The organism is Chimaeribacter californicus (assembly GCF_002858675.1).
Taxonomy (GTDB): domain Bacteria; phylum Pseudomonadota; class Gammaproteobacteria; order Enterobacterales; family Enterobacteriaceae; genus Chimaeribacter; species Chimaeribacter californicus.
In genome coordinates this window covers 94,349-114,849 of record NZ_PJZF01000004.1, presented here as the reverse complement: position 1 = coordinate 114,849, position 20,501 = coordinate 94,349, and the positions used below count along the sequence as shown (strand labels likewise).

The 20,501-nt window shown below is 60.3% G+C and carries 15 protein-coding genes; 8 read left to right on the top strand and 7 right to left on the bottom strand.

The features are described from left to right. Positions 1-43: 43 nt before the first annotated feature. Complete coding sequence (gene opgC / locus CYR55_RS06820; protein ID WP_101815402.1) at positions 44-1,255, bottom strand: OpgC domain-containing protein; 1,212 nt, start codon at positions 1,253-1,255, stop codon at positions 44-46. 389 nt (positions 1,256-1,644) lie between these two features. Between opgC and CYR55_RS06815 the strand changes: the two genes are divergently transcribed. Genes CYR55_RS06815 through CYR55_RS06780 form a run of 8 tightly spaced genes read left to right on the top strand, consistent with a single transcriptional unit; the run spans position 1,645 to position 14,335 of the window. Continuing rightward, the gene (locus tag CYR55_RS06815) at positions 1,645-3,468 is read left to right on the top strand and encodes a glycosyltransferase family 2 protein (protein WP_101815401.1); all 1,824 of its coding nucleotides are present in this window, start codon (positions 1,645-1,647) and stop codon (positions 3,466-3,468) included. Between the two features lies 1 nt (position 3,469). After that, positions 3,470-4,831, top strand: a complete 1,362-nt coding sequence (locus CYR55_RS06810) for a DUF3131 domain-containing protein (protein ID WP_101815400.1) — start codon at positions 3,470-3,472, stop codon at positions 4,829-4,831. After that, on the top strand, positions 4,828-6,402 hold the full coding sequence (locus CYR55_RS06805) for a DUF3131 domain-containing protein (RefSeq protein WP_101815399.1): 1,575 nt from the start codon (positions 4,828-4,830) through the stop codon (positions 6,400-6,402). The genes CYR55_RS06810 and CYR55_RS06805 overlap by 4 nt, the downstream gene beginning before the upstream one ends. After that, positions 6,387-7,787 (top strand): DUF3131 domain-containing protein, encoded by a 1,401-nt coding sequence (locus CYR55_RS06800; protein WP_101815398.1) that lies wholly within the window; start codon positions 6,387-6,389, stop codon positions 7,785-7,787. The genes CYR55_RS06805 and CYR55_RS06800 overlap by 16 nt, the downstream gene beginning before the upstream one ends. After that, positions 7,784-8,233 carry a Globin gene (locus CYR55_RS06795; RefSeq protein ID WP_101815397.1) on the top strand — a complete coding sequence of 150 codons (450 nt, stop codon included), beginning with the start codon at positions 7,784-7,786 and terminating at the stop codon, positions 8,231-8,233. Before CYR55_RS06800 ends, CYR55_RS06795 begins: the two co-directional genes overlap by 4 nt. Further along, entirely contained in the window at positions 8,230-10,947 is a 2,718-nt protein-coding gene (locus CYR55_RS06790) for a hybrid sensor histidine kinase/response regulator (protein ID WP_101815396.1), read from the top strand. Before CYR55_RS06795 ends, CYR55_RS06790 begins: the two co-directional genes overlap by 4 nt. Beyond that, positions 10,944-13,160, top strand: a complete 2,217-nt coding sequence (locus CYR55_RS06785) for a glycoside hydrolase family 2 protein (protein WP_101815395.1) — start codon at positions 10,944-10,946, stop codon at positions 13,158-13,160. The genes CYR55_RS06790 and CYR55_RS06785 overlap by 4 nt, the downstream gene beginning before the upstream one ends. Then, complete coding sequence (locus CYR55_RS06780; protein ID WP_101815394.1) at positions 13,157-14,335, top strand: alpha/beta hydrolase; 1,179 nt, start codon at positions 13,157-13,159, stop codon at positions 14,333-14,335. Before CYR55_RS06785 ends, CYR55_RS06780 begins: the two co-directional genes overlap by 4 nt. A 5-nt stretch (positions 14,336-14,340) precedes the next feature. On the opposite strand, the gene CYR55_RS06775 is transcribed toward CYR55_RS06780, so the two are convergent. The 6 genes from CYR55_RS06775 to CYR55_RS06750 are packed head-to-tail and all read right to left on the bottom strand — an operon-like array spanning position 14,341 to position 20,422. Beyond that, positions 14,341-15,426: an aminotransferase class I/II-fold pyridoxal phosphate-dependent enzyme gene (locus CYR55_RS06775; RefSeq protein WP_101815393.1), complete on the bottom strand. Its 1,086-nt coding sequence runs from the start codon at positions 15,424-15,426 to the stop codon at positions 14,341-14,343. A 24-nt stretch (positions 15,427-15,450) separates the two neighbouring features. Next, a complete protein-coding gene (locus tag CYR55_RS06770) occupies positions 15,451-16,755 on the bottom strand; it encodes a YhfT family protein (protein WP_101815392.1) in 1,305 nt (434 codons plus the stop codon). A gap of 11 nt (positions 16,756-16,766) precedes the next feature. Beyond that, positions 16,767-17,120 (bottom strand): DUF2620 domain-containing protein, encoded by a 354-nt coding sequence (locus CYR55_RS06765; RefSeq protein ID WP_101815391.1) that lies wholly within the window; start codon positions 17,118-17,120, stop codon positions 16,767-16,769. 9 nt (positions 17,121-17,129) lie between these two features. Continuing rightward, positions 17,130-18,020 (bottom strand): phosphotriesterase-related protein, encoded by an 891-nt coding sequence (locus tag CYR55_RS06760; RefSeq protein WP_101815390.1) that lies wholly within the window; start codon positions 18,018-18,020, stop codon positions 17,130-17,132. After that, on the bottom strand, positions 18,013-19,254 hold the full coding sequence (locus tag CYR55_RS06755) for a phosphopentomutase (RefSeq protein ID WP_101815389.1): 1,242 nt from the start codon (positions 19,252-19,254) through the stop codon (positions 18,013-18,015). The genes CYR55_RS06760 and CYR55_RS06755 overlap by 8 nt, the downstream gene beginning before the upstream one ends. Continuing rightward, positions 19,247-20,422 (bottom strand): YhfX family PLP-dependent enzyme, encoded by a 1,176-nt coding sequence (locus CYR55_RS06750; RefSeq protein ID WP_101815388.1) that lies wholly within the window; start codon positions 20,420-20,422, stop codon positions 19,247-19,249. The genes CYR55_RS06755 and CYR55_RS06750 overlap by 8 nt, the downstream gene beginning before the upstream one ends. Positions 20,423-20,501: the final 79 nt, after the last annotated feature.

Here is a 20,501-nt window from a genome sequence, read left to right as displayed (position 1 = left end):
ATAATCACCCCCATGTTGTGCCTCTTCCCCTGTGCCTGCCCGGCTAATTTGGAATAAATTTGCCGCCCACCTCATATTTCGCCATCAGCCATAACGCCATCAGTATCGAGGCATGAACCACAGTGTTCGTCACCCAGGCCTGATGCCACAGGTCAAAATGAACAATCTGGCTGGCGATCAGCACAAAATAGACGTGGATGATGAAGGTATAGAGCGAATGCTGCCCAAGAGGGATCAGGAACCAGCCGACCAGCCGGTTAATCGGCGTCCAGAAACGGCTGAGGATCAGGTAAACGGTAATAATCAGGCAGAAGTCATCCAGCACGCGCATCGGGCCGAGGGCATTTTTGGCAGCAAAATTCCGGTAGAACCAGTTGAAGTCCGCAGGCGGGATCACATGCATCATCAGCCCGCGCGGCATAAAGGGGTTGGTATGGTTCTGGGCGATAAACATCATTACCAGGGCGAATACCACCATCGCGCCAATCACCACATGGCCGAATGGCAGCCGCGCCAGCGAGGTCAGCTCATCCTTATACCAGCCGCAACTCATGCCCAGCACATAAATAAATTGCCAGGCCAGCAGCGGAAAGGCGAATTCAAATTGCGAGACTGTCAGCCGCATATGCGTGAACTGGTAGCAGAGGTAAAGCCCAAGCGAGAGTAACAGCAGCCAAATAACCTTGCCGCGTGACAACATCCATAACATCAGTGGGCTGGTCAGCAGCAGAAAGACATATAACCCCAGGATTTGGGTCTGATGCGGGCCTATTTGCAGGTAAAGAATAATATTGAACCAGGTCTCCCGGATCTGCGCGGTGACCGGCAACAGGGAATAGGAGATCCCGGCGTAGCGGTCGGTAAAATGGGTTACCTCAAACGTATTAATGAACGGGATATGGGAGAGCAGCAGCATCGAAAGAATAATCACAATATTAACCTGATATATCTTCCAGGCACGCCTGACCAGCGTATAAGAGACCGTCAGTAAATACTCCTTTTGCAGGCGCGTGCGGTTCAGCATACCGAGCATGAAGCCCGCCATAATAACAAACCCCTCGGCCCCGGTGGTTAATCCCAGCCGTTCCCAGGTAAGGATATTAAATACTGACATCACCTCCGTGTGGGCCACCACCATCATGACCAGTGCGATACCACGCAGCATATCCACACGCAGATCGCGGCGGCCCGGCACCGCATAGCGCCAGGAGACCGCAGCCGGGGCTTCTGTTAATACCGTATCCTGTACCGCCATAATTTCTCCGCCTGATCAATGCACTTTCTATGATCACAATATCTCCGCTTGCCGGAGAGACTCACGTTAGGGAGGTTACTGTTTCAATGAGTGTAGACGACTTCATTCCGGTAATAGGCAGGAAACCGATTCACCCTGAGTAACGTGCGTCGTCTCACAGAATAATAGGTGATAAATCCGCTATGTCGCGGTAGTTTCGATGAAAAATGGCCTTGAAACCTTTTTTTGCTGCACTAGACTCAAATGACATTACGCGGTGACCGGTTAACGGCGCTGAACGTAAACCAGATAAATAACTATTTATAATTCAGCAGCATTTCTGTTTTTTACACCGGGAAACGTAGCGCGCAGGCGCATTTGTTCTTGTGAACTGATGAACAGGAATGCTCATGGCTTTTTATTTTTCCCATTTTGAACACCGGAAACCGCCGGAACCCTTAAATACCCCCTGGTTTATTCAGGTGCTGTGGCAATGCCTGGCGGTGGCTGCCCTCATTCTGGGCGGAAACTATATCCGCTGGCGCTGGATGTCCTCCCTGAATTATGACGCGCTGTGGTATTCCGTCCCGCTGGTGATTGCCGAAACGCTGGCCTATATCGGCACGGTATTTTTCACCATTAACCTGTGGAAAGAGTGGGATATTCCCCAACGCCCCGCCCCGGTGGACGTCAACGAATGCCTTGGGCCGGATGAGCAGACTGAACCGCGCCCATTGCGGGTTGATCTGTTTATCGCCACTTATTCGGAAGATGTGGAACTGGTGCGTATCTCGATCCAGGATGCGCTGAAAGTCACCTACCCCGCGCCGATTGAATACAAAATTCATGTGCTGGACGATGGCCGCCGCCCGGAGATGCGGGCAGTGGCCGAGCAGGAAGGGGTGAATTACATCACCCGTGACAACAATATCGGTTACAAGGCCGGTAATCTGCGTAACGGCATGGAACAGACCGACGGCGACTTCATGGTGATTTGTGATGCGGACACACGCGTTTTCCCCACGCTGCTGACCCACACCATGGGCTATTTCCGTGACCCGGATGTCGCCTGGGTGCAGACGCCGCAGTGGTTTTACGATCTGCCGGAAGGCAACCGGCTGCCGGATCTGATGCGCCGTAAGCTCGGGCGCATCGGCTATGGCCTCGGCAAGGCCACCGAAGCGCTGGTCGGCCCGATCGTGCTGGGGCGTGACCCGTTTTTCAACGACGCCCGTATGTTCTATGAAGTGATTTTACGCCGCCGCAACTGGGCCAACGCCTCTTTCTGCTGCGGCGCGGCCTCCATTCACCGGCGCGAGGCGGTGATGCAGGCGGCACTGCGCAGCTACGTCTGGACTGTGGATGAAGAAGTGGCGCGCTTTACCAAAGATATTCCTGACGCCGACACCCGCGAGGCGCTGGAGCAGGCGATGCGCCCGCAGGTGATCATGGACACCGAGCTGACGCCCTATAAATTCCACGTCTCAGAGGACATCTACACCTCGATTGTGCTGCATGGCGATACCGAGCGGCGCTGGAAATCGGTGATGCACCCGCGGGTGGAATCCAAAATGCTCTCCCCGCAGGATTTGCTGACCTGGATGATCCAGCGCTTCAAATATGCGGCCGGCTCCATGGACATCCTGCTGCATGACCCGATCTTCAGCCGCAAGCGCTTCAGACTCAGCCTGCCGCAAACGCTGATGTACGGCACCACCTTCTGGTCTTATCTGGCGTGTCTGTGGAATACGATGTTCCTGATCTCGCCGCTTATTTATCTGTTTACCAACATCCCGCCGGTCTCCGCCTATTCCGAGCCGTTTTACCTGCACTTCCTGCCGTTCTTTATCGCCTCGGAGCTGGCGTTTATGTTCGGCACCTGGGGCCTGTCCGCATGGGATGGGCGCACCTCGTACCTGTCGCTCTACTCGATGAACCTGCGCGCGCTGGACACAGTGCTGCGCGGCGAGAAAATCAAGTTCCATGTCACGCCGAAAGAGCGCCAGCAGGGGCGGTTCCTTTACCTCGTCAAACCACAGATTGCGATTGTGGTGCTGACGCTGCTCGGGCTTCTCTGGGGCGGCATCAAAGTGTTTAACGGCGACATTGAAGACCCCTCCGGTTACATCATCAACATCTTCTGGGGCGGGGTGAATATTGCCGCGATGATGCCGATGATCCTGGCCGCCATGTGGAAACCCGACCCTGCAGTGTCTGACGAAGAGGTGGCCTGACATGTCCTGGAAAGCGAGCCTGCTGCCCACCCGCAGTTACATCACCATTCTTGTCGGGTTCCTGATTGGTTTCAGCATCGTGCTGTATGTGGAAAAACATATGCCGCCGGTGGTGGAGGAGAAGGCGGGGTATACCCTGAGCAAAGATTTCCCCCCTCTGCCGCAACGGCGTGACCTGACCTTTGATGAGGCGGTCTGGGCGCGCGTTGCCTGGCAATATTTCGCCAATAATACCCAGCTGACCGGGCTGGCGAATGCACAGGACCAGCGCCCTTACACCTCACTCTGGGACACCGGCAGCTACCTGATGGCCCTGATTGCCGCCCGCCAGCTCGACATTGTGCCGGAGGATGAATTCAACCAGCGGATTTCCAAAACCCTGACCGCCCTGAGCCTGTTGCCGCTACTGCCCACCGGCGTGCCGGGCAGCTGGTATCACACCCAGACGCTGTCGATGATTGTTGACCCGGAGCAGAAAGAGCCGGCCACCGGCTCGGCGGTGGACATGGGGCGGTTGCTGGTACCGCTGACCCTGCTGGTGTGGCGCTACCCGGCGCACGCGGCCCAGGTGCAGGAGGTGCTGGCACAATGGAACCTCGGGGCGCTGTTTGAGAGCAGCGCGCCGTCGACCGCCACCAGCATTGAGGTATCACACTGGGATCTCAGCGCCAGCCAGACCCGCAGCGGTTATGGCTTCCGGCTCTATACCGCCGGTACGTTGCGCATGGTCAGCCCGTCAGCCGGTATCGCCGTGACCCAGCCGCCTGAAGGGATCAAGCTGGTGCAGATTGACGGTTACGCCATTCCCAGCGACGGCTTCCGCAAAGGGGTGGATCAGGCTGCCCCGACCATCATCACCCTGCCCTATGTGCTGACCGGGCTGGAGCTGGGCTTTGACAGCCGCACCGCCGAGTTCGCCTGGCGCATCGTGCGCATCCAGCAGAGCCTGCACAAAGCCACCGGCAACTACACCTCCGTCAACACCGATTACGCCGAACAGGCCCCGGACTTTATCGCCGCCCTGCCCGGCCAGCAACCGGTGCAGGATGCCACCGTATCGCACAGCGACCTGGAACCCGCGCGCCTGCTCTCCACCCGATCGGCTTTTGGCTGGTATGCCCTGTTCCGCAATGCCTGGAGCGAGACCCTGCGGGCGCAGGCGGTGCCGCTGCTGGAGCCGGGCAAGGGCTGGTATGAGGGCTACAGCGGTAACCAGAACGTCAACCGGACTCTCAGCGCAGACACCAATGCGGTGGTGCTGGAAAGCTTAAATTATATCGCGCATGGGCAAATGATGTGCCTCGCCTGCGTCTCCCCTTCACCCATGCCGATGACCGATCGGAATAAAGGAGTACTCCCATGAGACCGTCGTTCGTTATCGTCTCTGTTTTTGCCCGGCGCTGGCTCGCCTGGTTGCCCCTGTTGCTCGGGCTGTGGCTGGCGGTGGGCAGCGTACAGGCGGAGGTTGAATTACCGGCACAGCACTACCCGGTGCGCCACGGCGAGCTTACGCCACGGGAGCAGGCGATTGCCGTCAACGCCTGGCAATATTTTGTCGCCAACTACCAGCCCACCACCGGGCTGGTCAACGCAGTAAACAAATACCCCTCCACCACCATGTGGGACACCGGCTCCTATATCGCCGCGATGGTGGCCGCCCGTGAACTGGGCATTATTGACAAGGCCGAGTTTGACCGGCGGATGATCAAACTCCTCAAGACGCTCAATACCCTGGTGCTGTTCCAGAATGAGATGCCCAACAAGGTGTACAACACCATCACCGCGCAAAAAGTAAACTACCTGAACAAACCGGGCGAGATCGGGTTTTCCGCCATCGACATCGGGCGCATGTTGCTGTGGCTGAAAATCGTAAAGGAGCGCTACCCGGAGTACGGCAACAGCGTTGATAACATCGTGCTCGGCTGGGATTTCACCCACACGGTGGATGACTGCGGCACGCTGTATGGTGCCTACCTCGACGGCAATAAAAAAACCGTCTATGCGCAGGAGGGGCGGCTGGGGTATGAGGAGTACGCCTCCGCCGGTTTCCAGCTCTGGGGCTTCTCCACCTGCCAGGCGGCCCGCCCGGAGCCTTATGCCCTTGCCAACATCTACTGCGTGCTGGTGCCTTATGACACCCGTGACCCGCGCCTGACCAGCCAGCACAACTATGTGGTCACAGAATCCTACCTGCTGCACGGGCTGGAGATGGGCTGGGACAAGTCCGACGACCGCGAGGACAACCTCAATAACTACTCCCACCCGTGGATGAAAAACTTCGCTGACCGGGTCTACCAGGCGCAGGAGAACCGCTACATGATCACCGGTACCCTGACAGCGCGCTCGGAACACCAGCTCGATAAGGCACCCTATTTCGTTTATGACACAGTCTTCGCCGATGGCTTTAACTGGAACACCATCACCGACAAAGGCAAGTATGTGCCGGAAACGGCGGCCATTTCACTGAAAGCGGCACTGGGAATGTGGGTGCTGTGGGACTCGCCCTACACCGACCGGCTGCTGAACACGATCGAAAACGCCAATGAGAAAGGCAGCGGCTACTACGAGGGGATCTACGAAAACGGCGACGGCCCGATCAAAGAGTTCACCGGCAACAATAACGGCATCATGCTGGAGTCCCTGCTGTATAAAAAAGAGGGACGTTTACTGAAATTCAACACCGACAAACCGAAATCCCGCGATTTCGCGCCGTCGCTGTGGGAAAAACGGCTGGTGGATGCCTTTGAGGATAACAACACCCGTCGCAACCGCCCGTTTATGAGCGTGACGCCGGGCATCAAAAACTGGTGTGAGCAGACCGGCGTGGCGGTGCGCAGTGCACCGGCCTGTAAAGCCTGTAAATGTGCCGCATGCCAGAATGAAGATGCGCCGATCAAACTGCCTCCGGTGGCGATGTCATGCTTAAAACCGTGAGAATCTTCAGGCTGGCCCTGTTACTGCTGATTGCGGCGGCACTGGCGTTCGGGTTCGCATGGCTGAACCGCACGCCGGGCGTCCGCTATGTCAGCAGCGGGGCCTGGCACTATCCGGGGCGGATGGGCGACCTCACGGACGAGGAGCGCCAATGGGCGGAGGTGGCGTGGCGCTATTTTAAAAACAACACCCAGGCCGGCACCGGGCTGACTAACGCCAGTGATAACCGGCCGGTCACCAACCTGTGGCAGATTGGCGATTCCCTGATTGCCCTGACGGCAGCACGCCAGCTGGGGCTGGTGGATGAAGTGGAGTTTGATGACCGGCTGACGCGCCTGCTCGCCACCCTCAACCAGCTGCCGCTCACCGGCCTGAAAACGCCCAACCTGCTCTACAACACCACCAATGCCGCGATGGTGGACTACAGCAACAAACCCGCCACCCTGGGCTGGTCCGCACAGGACATCGCCCGGCTGATGACCGGCCTGCGTATCGTGGCGCTGTGGCACCCGATTTACAGCGAGTATCTGGACCGCATTATCCTGCGCTGGAATTTTTGTAACGTGGTAGATAACAACGGCCAGCTGCTGCGCGGCGGTATGCGTGACGGCAAGCTGACGCCGCAGCCAGAGGGGCGGCTCGGCTACAGTGAATACGGTGCGGCCGCGCTGGCATTGTGGGGGTTTCCCTCTGAAAAATCGGTGACGCCGCCCTACCAGTCAGTGATTGTGGACGGCATCGCGATTGATGTGGACGCCCGCGACCCCCGCACCACCTACACACCCGCCGTGGTCACCAATACCCCCTATGTGCTGGGCGGGCTGGAGTATGGCTGGCAGACCCCGGGCAATGACACCACCCTGCTCACCGCCCAGCGCCAGCGGGCGCAAAACATCTACCGCGTGCAGGAGCAGCGCTGGCAGACGCTGAAAATCCTGACCGCCCGCGATGAGTACAACCTCAATGCCGCCCCGTGGCATATCTACGACACCGTTTTCGGGAATGGCTATGCGTGGAACACACTGGGGGATGACGGCAACTTCTACCCATCGCGGGCGCTGGTCTCGACGCGGGCGGTGTTCGGCCTCTGGACGCTGTGGGACACCGGGTTCACCGATGCGCTGATGGCGATGACCCGCCTGACGCGGGACAACCAGCGCGGCTGGTATGAGGGGCGGTTTGAGGCCACCGGCGGCTATAACCGGATGATCACCCTGACCACCAATGCGATGGTGCTGGAGGCGCTGATGTACAAAAGCAATTATGGCCCGCTGATCCGGTCACTCCCGCAGGAGAGCTATTTCAACACCCGCCTGAGCGATGTCTTTAATCCACCCCGCTTGTGTATGCCGCAAGAGCGTAAACCCGGAGGACCCCAGCCATGACTTTCTCCTATGACACGGTTTTTAACGACAGCTATGCACGGATCACCGACAGCGACGGCGGGGAGCGCTTTTTCAACCACTTTTACCAGCTCTTTATTCATAGCACGGCGGAAATTGAGGCGACGTTCCTGGAGCAGGACGAAGCCCAGATCCGCAAAATCGTCTACAAAACCTTTTTCTTTATGATCTCGGTCTCCAGTACCCACAGCGTCTCTAACTATTTGATGACCATTTCCCGCACCCAGGATGCCGAAGGGATCAAGCTGCCGCCCGCGTTTTATGCCCACTGGCGGCGGGCGGTGCTGCAAACGGTGCGGCAGCTCGACCCGCAGTGTGATGAAGAGATTATCACCGCCTGGGCGATGGTGATCGCCCCCGGCCTGGAGTATATGCGCCGGCAGGCGGAGCTGTTCCACTCCACGCCGCCGGCAGGAGTTTCGCCATGAAAAACGCTATTTTTGCGGCGCTGGACCACATCAATGCGGCGCTGATGATCTACGACGCCGACGAAAAGCTGGTGGCCTTTAACAACCAGGCGTTTGAGTATTACCCGGCGGTGCGTGACTATCTGGTGCCCGGCACGCCGCTGACGGTGCTGATTGAAGCCTTTATTACCTCCGGCTATATCTCCGAAAACACTGACCGCCAGGCGCTGGCCACCACGCTTGCCGAGCGCTGCCGCATGGACAACCATTACGAAATCCGTAAATTGCCGGGGCGCACGGTGTTTGTGCAGCATAACCGTACCCCGGAGGGCGGCATCATCAGCCTGCATACGGACGTCACGCATTTTGCCGATATCCTCGCTTCCCGCCGCCAGTTGCATGATGACTTTATCCTGGCGGCTGAAGCGACCCACATCGGCATCTGGGACTGGGACTACCTGCAGGATCTGGTACAGGTCAATGATGCGCTGCTGACGCTGCTCGGTTACCCACGCCGCAGCTGGAAATACACCGCGGAGATGTGGCGGCACCTGATCCACCCCGACGACCTGCCGACCGCCGCCCGGCTGTTGCAGGAGGCGGGCAATGACCGGCTGGCGGTGTTTGAATGCGAGCTGCGCATTCTGCACCATGACCAGAACTACCGCTGGTGCCTGCTGCTGGGCCAGGTGATCAGCCTTACCACCGAGGGCAAAATCGCCCGCGTGATCGGCACCATGCAGGACATCACCCAGCGTAAAAAAGCCGAGGAAGCCTCACGGCAGGCGGTGGAGATGGCGAAAGCGGCCAGCCAGGCCAAGAGCGCCTTTCTGGCTAACATGAGCCACGAAATCCGCACGCCGATGAACGGCATCCTCGGGATGACCCAGCTCTGCCTGGATACCGACCTGACGCCGGAACAGCGGGACTACATCACCATGGCGCACAGTTCCGCCCATGTGCTGTTGCGGGTGATCGATGACATCCTCGACTTCTCCAAGATTGAGGCCGGCAAAATCACCCTGGATATGGAAGAGTTTGCGCTGCGCCCCTTTGTGCAGGGGATCATGCGCCCGCTGATGCCCAAAGCCACCGAGAAAGGCATTGAACTGCTGGTGGATGTGGCGCCCGACGTGCCGGAGTACATCCACTGTGACTCGGTGCGGCTGCGGCAGGTGCTGACCAACCTGATGAGTAATGCCCTGAAATTTACCCATGAGGGCGAGGTGGTGATGAGCATCTCGCACGGCATCGCCGCCCAACACCTGGCCTTTGAGGTAAAAGATACCGGCATCGGCATCCCGGAAGACAAGCAGCGCGTTATTTTTGAATCCTTCAGCCAGGCGGATACCTCCACCACCCGCAAATATGGCGGCACCGGCCTTGGCCTCACCATCTCTGCCCGGCTGGTGGAGATGCTCGGCGGCGAATTGCGGGTGGCCAGTACCCCCGGCAGCGGCAGTACCTTCTTCTTCGCCTTGCCGGTGCTGAAAAAAGTGCCGGCGATCAGCGGGCCGGTGCATGTGCCCGCCAGCCTTCAGGGGGTGCGCGTCGCGGTAGTGGACGACAACCAGACCAACCTGCGGCTGATGCAGGAGATGCTGCGCCATATGGGGTTACAGGCCGTGACCTTCAGCAGCGGCCAGGCCGCGCTGGATGCGCTGGACGCCTCACCGGATTTCCCGCTGATCCTGCTCGATGCCCAGATGCCGGACATGGACGGCATGACGCTGGCGCTGGAGATCACCTCAAACCCCGCACTGCGCAACAGCAAGCTGATCATGCTCAGCTCGATGGGGCGCTATATGGATACGGCGATCCTGAAGAAGATCGGCATCCTGCATTTCCTGAACAAGCCGGTGGACCAGAACGAGCTGTTCAGCGTGATCATCCAGACCCTGGCACCCGGCGCGCAGCCCCCGGTTCCGGCGGCGGCCGCCCCGCTCGTCACGCCTGAGATGGAAGGCGCGCCTTACCGCATCCTGCTGGCGGAAGATAATCTGGTGAACCAGAAGCTGGCGATCCATTTCCTGACCAAACTGGGCCATCAGGCGGATATCGCCAATAACGGGCTGGAGGCGCTGGAGCGGATTGCGCAAAACCGCTATGACCTGATCCTGATGGATTTGCAGATGCCGGAAATGGACGGCCAGAAAGCCACGCAGATCCTGCGCGAACAAGAGGCGCTTGCCACCCCGCCGCACCACCTGCCGATTATCGCCATGACCGCCCATGCGATGCAGGGCGACCGCGAATATTGCCTGGAGCACGGTTTTGACGGCTATATCGCCAAACCGGTGATGATTGACGCCCTGGCCGGCGAAATTGCCAGGGTGATGGCAGCCATGGCCGAGCCGCAGGCGCAGGCAGCGGCACAACCGGAAGCGCCGCCCGCCGAGGCGGTGAATTATCCGCTGATGATGGAGCGCGTCGGCCATGACCATGAGCTGCTGACCATCGTTATCGGCATGTTTCTTGAGGAGTTGCCGGGCTTGCTCGCCAGTTTGCGCAGCGCGGTGGCGCAGCAGGACATCAAGGGCGTAAAACGCGATGCCCATAAAATGAAAGGCGAAGCCGCCACGTTCGCCTGTGAGGCATTGGTGCAGGTGCTCAGCCAACTGGAAGAGGCGGCTGAACACGGAGACTTTGCCACCATGAACACGCTGGACAGCCGGCTCGATGAGATGTGCCGCCATGTCACCGTTGCCCTGACGCAGATCAAGGAGAAGTTATGAACAACGCCCTGGCCGTCCTGGCCGCCGCCCTGCTGGTGAGCGGCTGTGCTGCCGGCTCCCACTCCGCCGGCGAACCGGTAACCCAATCGCTGGCCGGCCAATGGCGGGTGCACGATGCCAATCATCAGGAGACGGAGGGCTGGCGCGACGATGACAGCCAGTGGCAGACGTTGCGGGTGCCCGCCAACTGGTACGCTGCCGGGCTGGATCACCAGGGCGCGCTCTGGTACCGCACCCAGTTCGACCTGCCGCCGCTGCGGCCGGACAACATGGCCACGCTGGTGTTTGATGGCGTGGATTATCAGGCGGATGCCTGGCTGAACCAGCAGCACATCGGCAGCCATACCGGCTATTTCCAGCATTTCGCGCTGGATATCAGCCAGGATGCCCGGCAGACCAATCAGCTGGCCGTGCGGGTTGACAGCCCGTTTGAATCGCCGGACAGCATCTGGCCGCTGCATAAGAACCTGATCAAAGGCGTCTTCTCCCAGCATGATGCGCGCCCCGGCGGGGCCTGGACCAAACAGGGACAGGATGCCAACTCCGGCGGCATCTGGGCACCGGTCAATGTGCACATCAGCCGCGGTGCGGTGATTGATAATGTGCTGACTACGCCGGACTGGCAGAACGGGCTGGCGAACCCGGCGCTGACGGTAGCGATTGATTACCGGGCCAACCGCAACCGCCAGGCGACGCTGCATATCCGCGTGAAGCCCGCGAACTTCTCCGGCAAAAGCTATGACATCGACCAGCCGGTGACGCTGGCCGACACCGGCCACAGCGCACAGGTGCTGAACGTGACGCTGCCGATGGACGCGGCCAGGCTGTGGTGGCCGAAAGGCTACGGCGACCCGAACCTGTATGACGTGGACGTCCGGTTAAGCGACAGCCTCGGCACGCTGGACCGCACCACCACGCGCACCGGGCTGCGGCAGATCGTCAAACCCGATCAGGGCGGCTGGGAGATTAACGGCAAGCGCATCTTCCTGCGCGGCACCAACTACATCGGCACCTTGTGGCTGAGCACCATGACGCCCGCCGACTGGGAGAAAGATCTGGTGTTGCTGGAGGGGATGAATGCCAACGCCATCCGCGTTCACGGCCACCTGGCCAGCCATGCGCTGTATGCGCTGGCAGACGCGCACGGCATGCTGATCTGGCAGGATATGCCGCTGCAATGGGGCTATAACGACAGCCCGGAATTTGCCCGGGAAGCGGCGCGGCAGGCTACCGATGCCATCCGCCAGTATGGTAATTACCCCTCGATCATTGTCTGGGGCGGGCAGAATGAGCCGCCGTTTGACTCCCTCTGGATGAAAAAACGTTTCCCGGACTGGCACCCGGACATGAACAAGCCGCTGGCGCAGGCGGTGGCGGATGCCCTGGCGGCGGACACCACCCGCATCATTCACCCGTGGTCTTCCGTCACTGAGCACTTCTGGCAGGGCTGGTATTTCGGCACCCTGAATGACTTCCTGCAGCCCTCGAAAAGCGCCATCATCACCGAGTTTGGGGCCGAGGCCCTGCCGGCCCTCGCAACCCTGAAAACCATCATCCCGGAGAAAGATCTCTGGCCGGCCACCACCCAGCCGGGCGACCCGGGCTGGGTGGTGTGGAAATACCATAACTTCCAGCCGATCCAGACCTTCCAGTTCGCCAAAATTGAACGCGGGCCGGACATCGAGACCTTTATCGCCAACACCCAGCGCTATCAGGCGGATTCCGTCAGCCTGGCGGCGGAGAGTTACCGGCGTCAGCGTTACCAGCCGGTGACGGTGCTGTTCCAGTTTATGTTTGTGGAGAACTGGCCGTCGATTAACTGGGGCGTGATGGATTATCAACGTAAGCCGAAACTCGGCTATTACGCGCTGAAAAAAGCCTACCAGCCGGTGCTGCCGTCGATTGAGCCGGTCACGCTGAACTGGAAAACCGGCACGCCGGGCCGGGTGAACCTCTGGGCGATCAACGACACCCTGACCGCCTATCCCGATGCCCGGCTGGTCTGGCGCATCACACAGGATAACCGCACGCTGAGCGAAGGCGAGACCCGGCTCGACATGGGCGCGGACAGCGGCAGCAAACAGGTGGAAGCGAGCGCGACACCGCTCAGTGACACCCCGGTGACGGTGTTCAGCGTGCTGTATGACCGGCACGGTAACCAGCTGGGCGCCAACGACCATGACTTTACGCTGAACGCACCGGAGGCAAAATGATGCGCCCTTCCCGCCTGCTCTGGCTGGGTGCCGGGCTGATGCTGCTGGCGCTGCGCAGCACTGCCGCGCCGTTGACCAAACCCACGGATTTTGATGAAAACCTGCCGCTCAGCCAGGCAGTGACGCAGGTGAACCCCGACCGCAGCATCACCTTCCGCCTGATTGCGCCGGATGCGCGGCAGGTGGCGGTGGTGGTCGGGGCGCTGCCGCGTACCCGCGTGGCGTACCCGATGACGAAGGATGCGCAGGGCGTCTGGCATTACCGGCTGGCCCCGCAAGCGCCGAACCTGTACGAGTACTTTTTCAACGTCGATGGTTTCCGCAGTATTGATACCGGCAGCGCGATACCCAAACCCCAGCGGCAGGTAAACACCAGCCTGGTGCTGGTGCCCGGCAGCCTGCTGGATGAACGCAAGGTGCCGCACGGCGAGGTGCATGGCCTGACTTACTCGTCGGCGGCGCTGAACAAAGAGCGCCACCTCTATGTGTGGCTGCCGCCGGGCTATGAACGCGGCACCACGCCGCTGCCGGTGCTCTACGTCTACCACGGCTTCGGCGACACCGAGAGTTCCTCGATTGTGCAGGGGCGGTTCCCGCAGATCATGGATAACCTGCTGGCGGAGGGGAAAATGCAGCCGATGGTGGTGGTGTTCCCGGATACCGAGACCGACAGCACCGGCGCTGTGCCGGAAAACTTCCCACGCCAGGAGCGGCGTAAAGTCTTTTACCCGCTGAATGCGGCCGCCGCCGATCAGGAGCTGATGCAGGATATTATTCCGCTGATCGAGCATCGTTACCGGGTACGCACCGATGCGGAAGGGCGCGGCATCGCCGGGATTTCCCAGGGCGGCTATCAGGCGCTGGTCTCCGGGCTGAACCACCTCGACCGCTTCCGCTGGCTGGCGAGTTTCAGCGGCGTGACCACCGTGACTGTGCCCAACAGCGGCGTGGCGCAGGCGCTGGAGAACCCGGAAATGATTAACCAGCAGCTGAAAAACTTCACGCTGGTGGTGGGCAGTGAGGATGACGTCACCGGCAAAGACATCAACGGCCTGAAACAGCAGCTCGATGAGAAAAAGATCCGCGTCGAGTTCCACAGCTACCCAACACTCGGGCATGAGATGGACGTCTGGCGCCCGGCCTATAGTGAGTTTGTGCAGCGGGTGTTTAAGTGACGCACCTATAACCCGGCGCAGCTCTCCTGCAAAATCCGCAGCACGGTCTGCGGCCCGCTGCGGTTGGGGTTGATGCGGATCATCCGCTGCTCCAGCGATGGGTCAGCGGCGCGGAAGGTGCCCGATACCCGGTAAAACAGCGGCGGAATATCATATTTGGATTCCGCCCCCACCGGGTAAGGCAGCGCGCCGCGCTGGTGAGCCGCCGCCAGTACCTGTTGGGCAATAGGCTGGTGGAATTCCACCAACAGCACTTTGGACTGGGCGTTGGCAATCACCGCCTGTTTGACCTGCGGGATCAGCCCGCTCTGTAACACTGCCAGCAGCTCATGGTTAACCTGCGCCTGCACCGCGTGCATTACCGGCGCAAACACCAGCCCGCGCAACGCCGCCATCGCCTGATCCCCCTGTACCTGACAGCCGCCGGAATAGAGGCTGCTTCGCACCGCATTGACCGCGCTTTCCTCCCCCACCACCGCACCGATACCGGGCGGCCCAAAGAGTTTGAAGCATGAAAAGGTCGATAGCGTCGCACCATATTCACAGCCGATGCCCTCCACTTTCATCACCGCATAATTATCGTCGCAGAGCGACGGCAAACCGTGCTCATTCACGCAGGCAATCACCTCGTTCAGGGCATACGCATCCTCTATTTTCTGCCGGGTATGCTGGATAAGCACCGCCTGCGGCCGGTGCTGAACAATCGCCTGGTGCAGAGCGTCACGCCGGTTGAAATCCGCCCGGATCAGTGTGAGGCCCATCTGCCCCGCAATCGTGGCAGTCGTCGGGTAAAGCGGCGCATCGTGCACCAGCAGACGCCCGCCCGCGCCCAGCAACGCCGCCAGCCCGCTGCGGATCGCCCCGGTACCGGCCCCCTGCACCAACGCCGCCGCCGGTGCGGCGAAGAACTCCGCCAGCACCGCCTCCACCCGCCGCGTGGTGAGCGGCTGGTTAAGGCCGGGTACCAGCCCCAGATCGCCGGTATTGAGAAAATCGCTGCCGGGAAAGTGGCGGCAGAGAATATCCACTAACCGGAACTGTTTGCGCTGTGCCTGCTCCATCGTCAGGCTTTGCAAAGGCCAGGCTTTCATCGGGTTACCTCCTGTGGCTGAGGGTCAGGCCGGGATAAACAGGCCGCACCAGAAAAGAAGATTCAGGATGATCCCGGTAATCAGCACCGCGATCACCGGCGAGGCCATTTTCTGCACCGGCCGCCCCAGCGCCTCATTCAGGAAGTAGAGCGTCGCCATCAGGGTGAACCCGGTGTAACCGGCCATTTTAATCGCCGCGAACACCGAGCCGACCAGCAGCGCCATTTGCATCAGCATATTCATCGCGTTGCGGATGTTGTCCGAGGCGTTACGCACCGAGAGGTAGCGCCCCAGCCATTTGCCGATGGAGCGCAGCAGCAGCACTTCGGCGGAGATCACCACCGCCCCCGCCACGAATGCCGCCAGCGGGTGGGCGATCAGGTACCCCACCGCGTAGACAAAAGTAAACCCCGCCACGGCGTAAACGCCGGTGGCTAACGCCGTGGTGGCAATCAGCGGCACAAACCCCAGACCGCGCATTACTTCGGCCAGCGCCGCCTGATGGATCAGCCGCTGCGACTGCGCCGGGTCCAGCCCCGCCGAGTAAGCCTTTTCCAGCGTAAAAATAGTGACTTCAGATCCGGCAAAGATTTTCATGCTGGCGGCCACCGCGATCAGCCCACCCACCACGGCGATATAGGGCAGGTTGTTGATGATGCGCGCGGTGCGCTCCTCAAACACCGAGACGCCCGCCTGCTCATGCTCCCGCGCCCCACGGGTGCGGTGATCCTGGGTAATCGCGATGCCCAGCAGCATCACCATGCCGATGAAAATCTCAATCGACTCCGGGTTCAGGTGCGGGAAGTAGCGCACGATCAGGACGCGCGTCATCAATACTACCCCCGTCGCCAGCAGGCTGCTTTTCCAGCCAAACTGATAAAAAATCGCCACCAGCGGAAACAGCGCGAACGCGGCGATCACCGGGGAGCTGAGTTCGCCCAGCGAGCCGAGCACATCCACCGGCAGGGCCGTCAGCAGGCCATTGACCGGGATCAGGCAGGTGAGCAGCAGCACGCCCCAGGCTGCGCCGAGGCCAAACGCCAGCCAGCCGTTTAAGGCCAGCACGCCGAGGATGTCGGTAGGCAAAAACAGCAGCCAGCTATTGAGCAGCCCGGTTTTCAGGGTAAAGGAGATCCCGACCGAGGCCACAAAGCCAATACTCAGGCCAAAGGCGATGCTGCCCGCCTCACGGCGATGCATATTCCCTTCAATAAGCTGGGGCAGGATCGGGCGGATGCCGTCATGGAATACGGCGGCGGACTTGTGCGCCAGCAGTGCGGTCATGCCGGTCAGGCAGGCCACCACCATCAGTTGAACCGAGAAGTCCATGTGCGTTGCCTCTATTTCAGATGGGCGACCAACAGCGGGATGGCGTGCTCGATATGTTCAACCGACAGGCCGAACGCGACTTTTCCCTCTGCGACCATGGCAGCGATCTGCTCTTCTTTGGCCTTGATACCCGGCCGGGCGATGGTGCCGCTTTTGTTGTAGCCAATCACTGCAATGGCAATAGAGAGCGCCGCCCCCGCACCGGTATTGCAGGCACCGATGTAATAGTCGAGCTGGCCGGATTTCACTTTCAGCGCAGCCTCCATGTCGTTATACATCCCGACTTCAAAGCGGCCCGGCGCGACGGTTTCAATGGTTTTTTTCATCAGTTCGCGCTGTAAGCCAGCAACACCGATCTTTTTCATGGGGAATCCTTAGTTAAAGAAGAGAGAGGGGTTGTCACGTAACATCAACTCAACGTCGGCCTGGCTAAAGCCCGCCTCCTGCACTAACGGCACAAACGTTGTCAGCAAATAACCAAAACCGGGGCCGCCGTTGGTGCGCAGGTGGGAACGGCGGGTGATGTCCATCGAGAGCATGACGTGGCCGAGCAGCCCGCGGGCGGCGATCTGCCGCAGCATCGCCACACGTTTTATGTCCGGGTAGTAACTGTTTTTGCCGATGGTATCGAACTGCACATACGCGCCCTGCCCGATCAGGCGCAGGATCGTGTCGAGGTTCTCTTTCAGGTCACAATGGCCGATCACCACACGGGCGGGATCGACGCCGTGCCGTTTCAGCAGCGCCAGTTGCTCAAGGCCCATCGTGCCGAGGGTGGTATGCGTGGAAATGGGCCGCCCGGTTTCCCGGTGCGCTATCGCGGCAGCCTTAAAGACTTTCGCCTCGTCCGGCGTGATCACCCCGGCGCTTGAGCCTATTTCCGCGATTACCCCGGCCTTCAGCCCGGTGCCGTCAATGCCGCGTTCGATGTCGTCTATCATCTCCTGCGCCAGGGTTTCCACACGGGCGGCCGCCACGTGCGCCGGGTAAAACGCCTGCTGGTAATAGCCGGTCGAGGCGATCACGTTGATGCCGCTTGTGCGCATAATCTCCAGCATAAACTCGGGGTTGCGCCCCATGTAACGGTTAGTCACCTCAATGAGGTTGCGCACCCCCAGCGCGTAGAGCGATCGCATCTCGGCGCAGATCAGGTCGTACTGATCCAGGCGGCAATCGTCATCCTGTTTGAAGGCGGAGAGATCCAGGCAGAGGTGTTCATGCGCGTAGGTATAGCCTGATGCATCGATGCGCGGTTGCTCAGCCATGGTGACCTCCCCCGCCCGCCGCAGAGGTGTGCAATAAGGGAAGAAATGACGTGCCGTTCTGCGGGGCGGCCGCGCTGAAGAAGGCGCAGACCGTCGCGCCCACGTCTGACAAGGTCTTCCTGGCACCCAGGCAGGCCGGGGCGATCCCCGGCTGCCAGACCAGCAGCGGCACCTTTTCGCGCGTATGTTTGCTGTGGCCGATCGTGGGATCGTTGCCGTGGTCCGCCATGACTATCAGGCAATCGCCGGGCTGCATCGCGCCCATCAGGCGGCCGAGGTTTTTATCGGTTATTTGCAGGCACTCCGCATAACGCTTCACGTCCTGCGCGTGCCCGGCCAGATCAGTTTCCTGAATATTGGTGCAGATAAACCGGTCACCCGGTTTTTGGGTTTCCTTCAGGGTGATGTCCATGATCTGCTGCGTATCGACCCGGTTTGGGTAATTCACCCCATGCGGGTTGTGCACAATATCCGCCACTTTGCCCACCAGCACGGTCTGGATGCCCGCCTCATGCAGCTTTTGCGGCACCTGAACCGCCGCATCGACGCCGTAACCCAGATGCACCACCTGAAAACCGTGCTGGTAAACGCCGGAACGCGGGGCATTGATGCCGATGTACGTCGCCTCAAGAGTTTCGGTAGCATTCAGGAGCTGGTGGCTGCTTTCCAGCCAGCCGCCAAAGGCAATCACGCGGCCGACCGGCACCACGCGCCGGACAAGGCTCCCGATGTGGCGCACCTCGTCGAACGGGATCGCCGCCAGATTGGCGCTGACGTTGAACACCTGGCCGGGATCGGCTTCAAGGTTATCACCCACTGCCACCGCCTGATTGACCCACAGAAAATGCAGGCCATCACCCCGGCGCTCTACCCGGTAGCCCGCCGCCCGCAACGCCTGTTCCACCTTATCAATCACCGCCGAAAACGGCAGGCACAACGGGCGTTGCGAACGGGTGCCGAGAATCTCCTGATGGCCCATAAAGGTATCGCCGCCCTCGTGCTGCAAGGCCGCCGTGCCGTACACCGCCGTTGCCGATGGCACCATCGCCCCGGCGGCGTAGCCCAGCGCATTGATCAGGCCGAGCCGCTCCAGCACCGGTAAACGCAACGTGGGTAGCTGCTGCAAAATATGCCCGCAGGTGTTTGCGCCGCTATCCTGCGGCCTGACCGCCGGCACATCGTCCATTGCGCCCACGCCAAAACTGTCGATCACCACGACCACACACTTACCCATGTTCACCTCCTGCTACCGGGTTTCCCAGGCTGTCATACAGCGCAGTCAGCACCGGGTTGCCGCTGCTGATGCCGCTCACCAGCGCCACGTCACTGCGGGTGACAAAAATCTGCGTCCGGAAACACATCACCACCGCGCTGCCGACCGGGAACTCCCCCGCCAGCGGGAGGTGGTAATCGATGCTGCGCTCATCCACCGGCAGCAGGCGGGCCGGTACGGCACACTGGCCGGAGGGCGGGTAAACCAACGCGTGTTGCGCGTGGCCGCGGCGGTAGTAGCCGCCACCAAAGCAGTAACTTTTCCCCTGGAAATGGTGGGAGACCTCAGTGAGATAGAGCATGGCGATGCGTTCCGGCTGGCTGCCGTACTGATTGGCAGGCAAGGTGCCGGTCAGCGCGTGGCCCGGCTCCGCATGGGTTACGCCATACTTCGCCAGCAGCGGTAACGTACGGCAGCTTGTGGCGGAGGGTGCATTGACTTGGGTGATGTCAAAACCCTGCGCGCGTAACCGGTCGCGGGCGCAAAGCAGCGTATGAAGATTGGCCGTGGGCTCGGTTTGCTGCCGGGCCTCATTCCAGAGCAGGCAGGGGAAATGCGTCAGCCCGGTCAGCCGCACGCCCGGCAGTGAACGGATTGCGGCCGCCACTTCATCAAGTGCGGAGAGCGGAAACCCGGCCTCCTGCCCCGGATAGAGGATGTCCCGATCGGCATAGATTTTGAGCATCACCGGCTGTACCCGCCCGCAGCACTGGGCGGCTGCCGAGATCGCCCGTGCTTTTTCCAGGCTGAACACGGTGATGATCTCCGTCGGCAAAGCAACACTTGCCCTTATCCGGCTGTCCGGCAGCTGTACCAGATGGCCGGCATGTGACACTGTCACACCAGCCTGACGCAGCATGCGGGTTTCCTTAAAATCCACCGCGACGGCTCCGCGAAAACCAAGCGCGATAAGCCGTTTCGCCAGCCAGGGATTGCGCCCCAGTTGTTTGGTCATCAGGTAAAGCGTGATGCCATGGCGCTCGGCGGCCGCCAGTAAACGACGCCCGTTTTCCAACACCTGATCGACATCAATGACATAGGTGTCCGGCAGAATAGCGCCCTGCCGCCATAAACTCTGCGCAGCCTGAATCAGTGCCGGGTTTTGTGCCTTGAGTGCGTCAATAAACATGCCCTTGCCTCGCAACTTCCTGTGGAAACACGCCTTTAAATCATCATTTTTTTGAATATTTAGCATAAAACAGTCACCC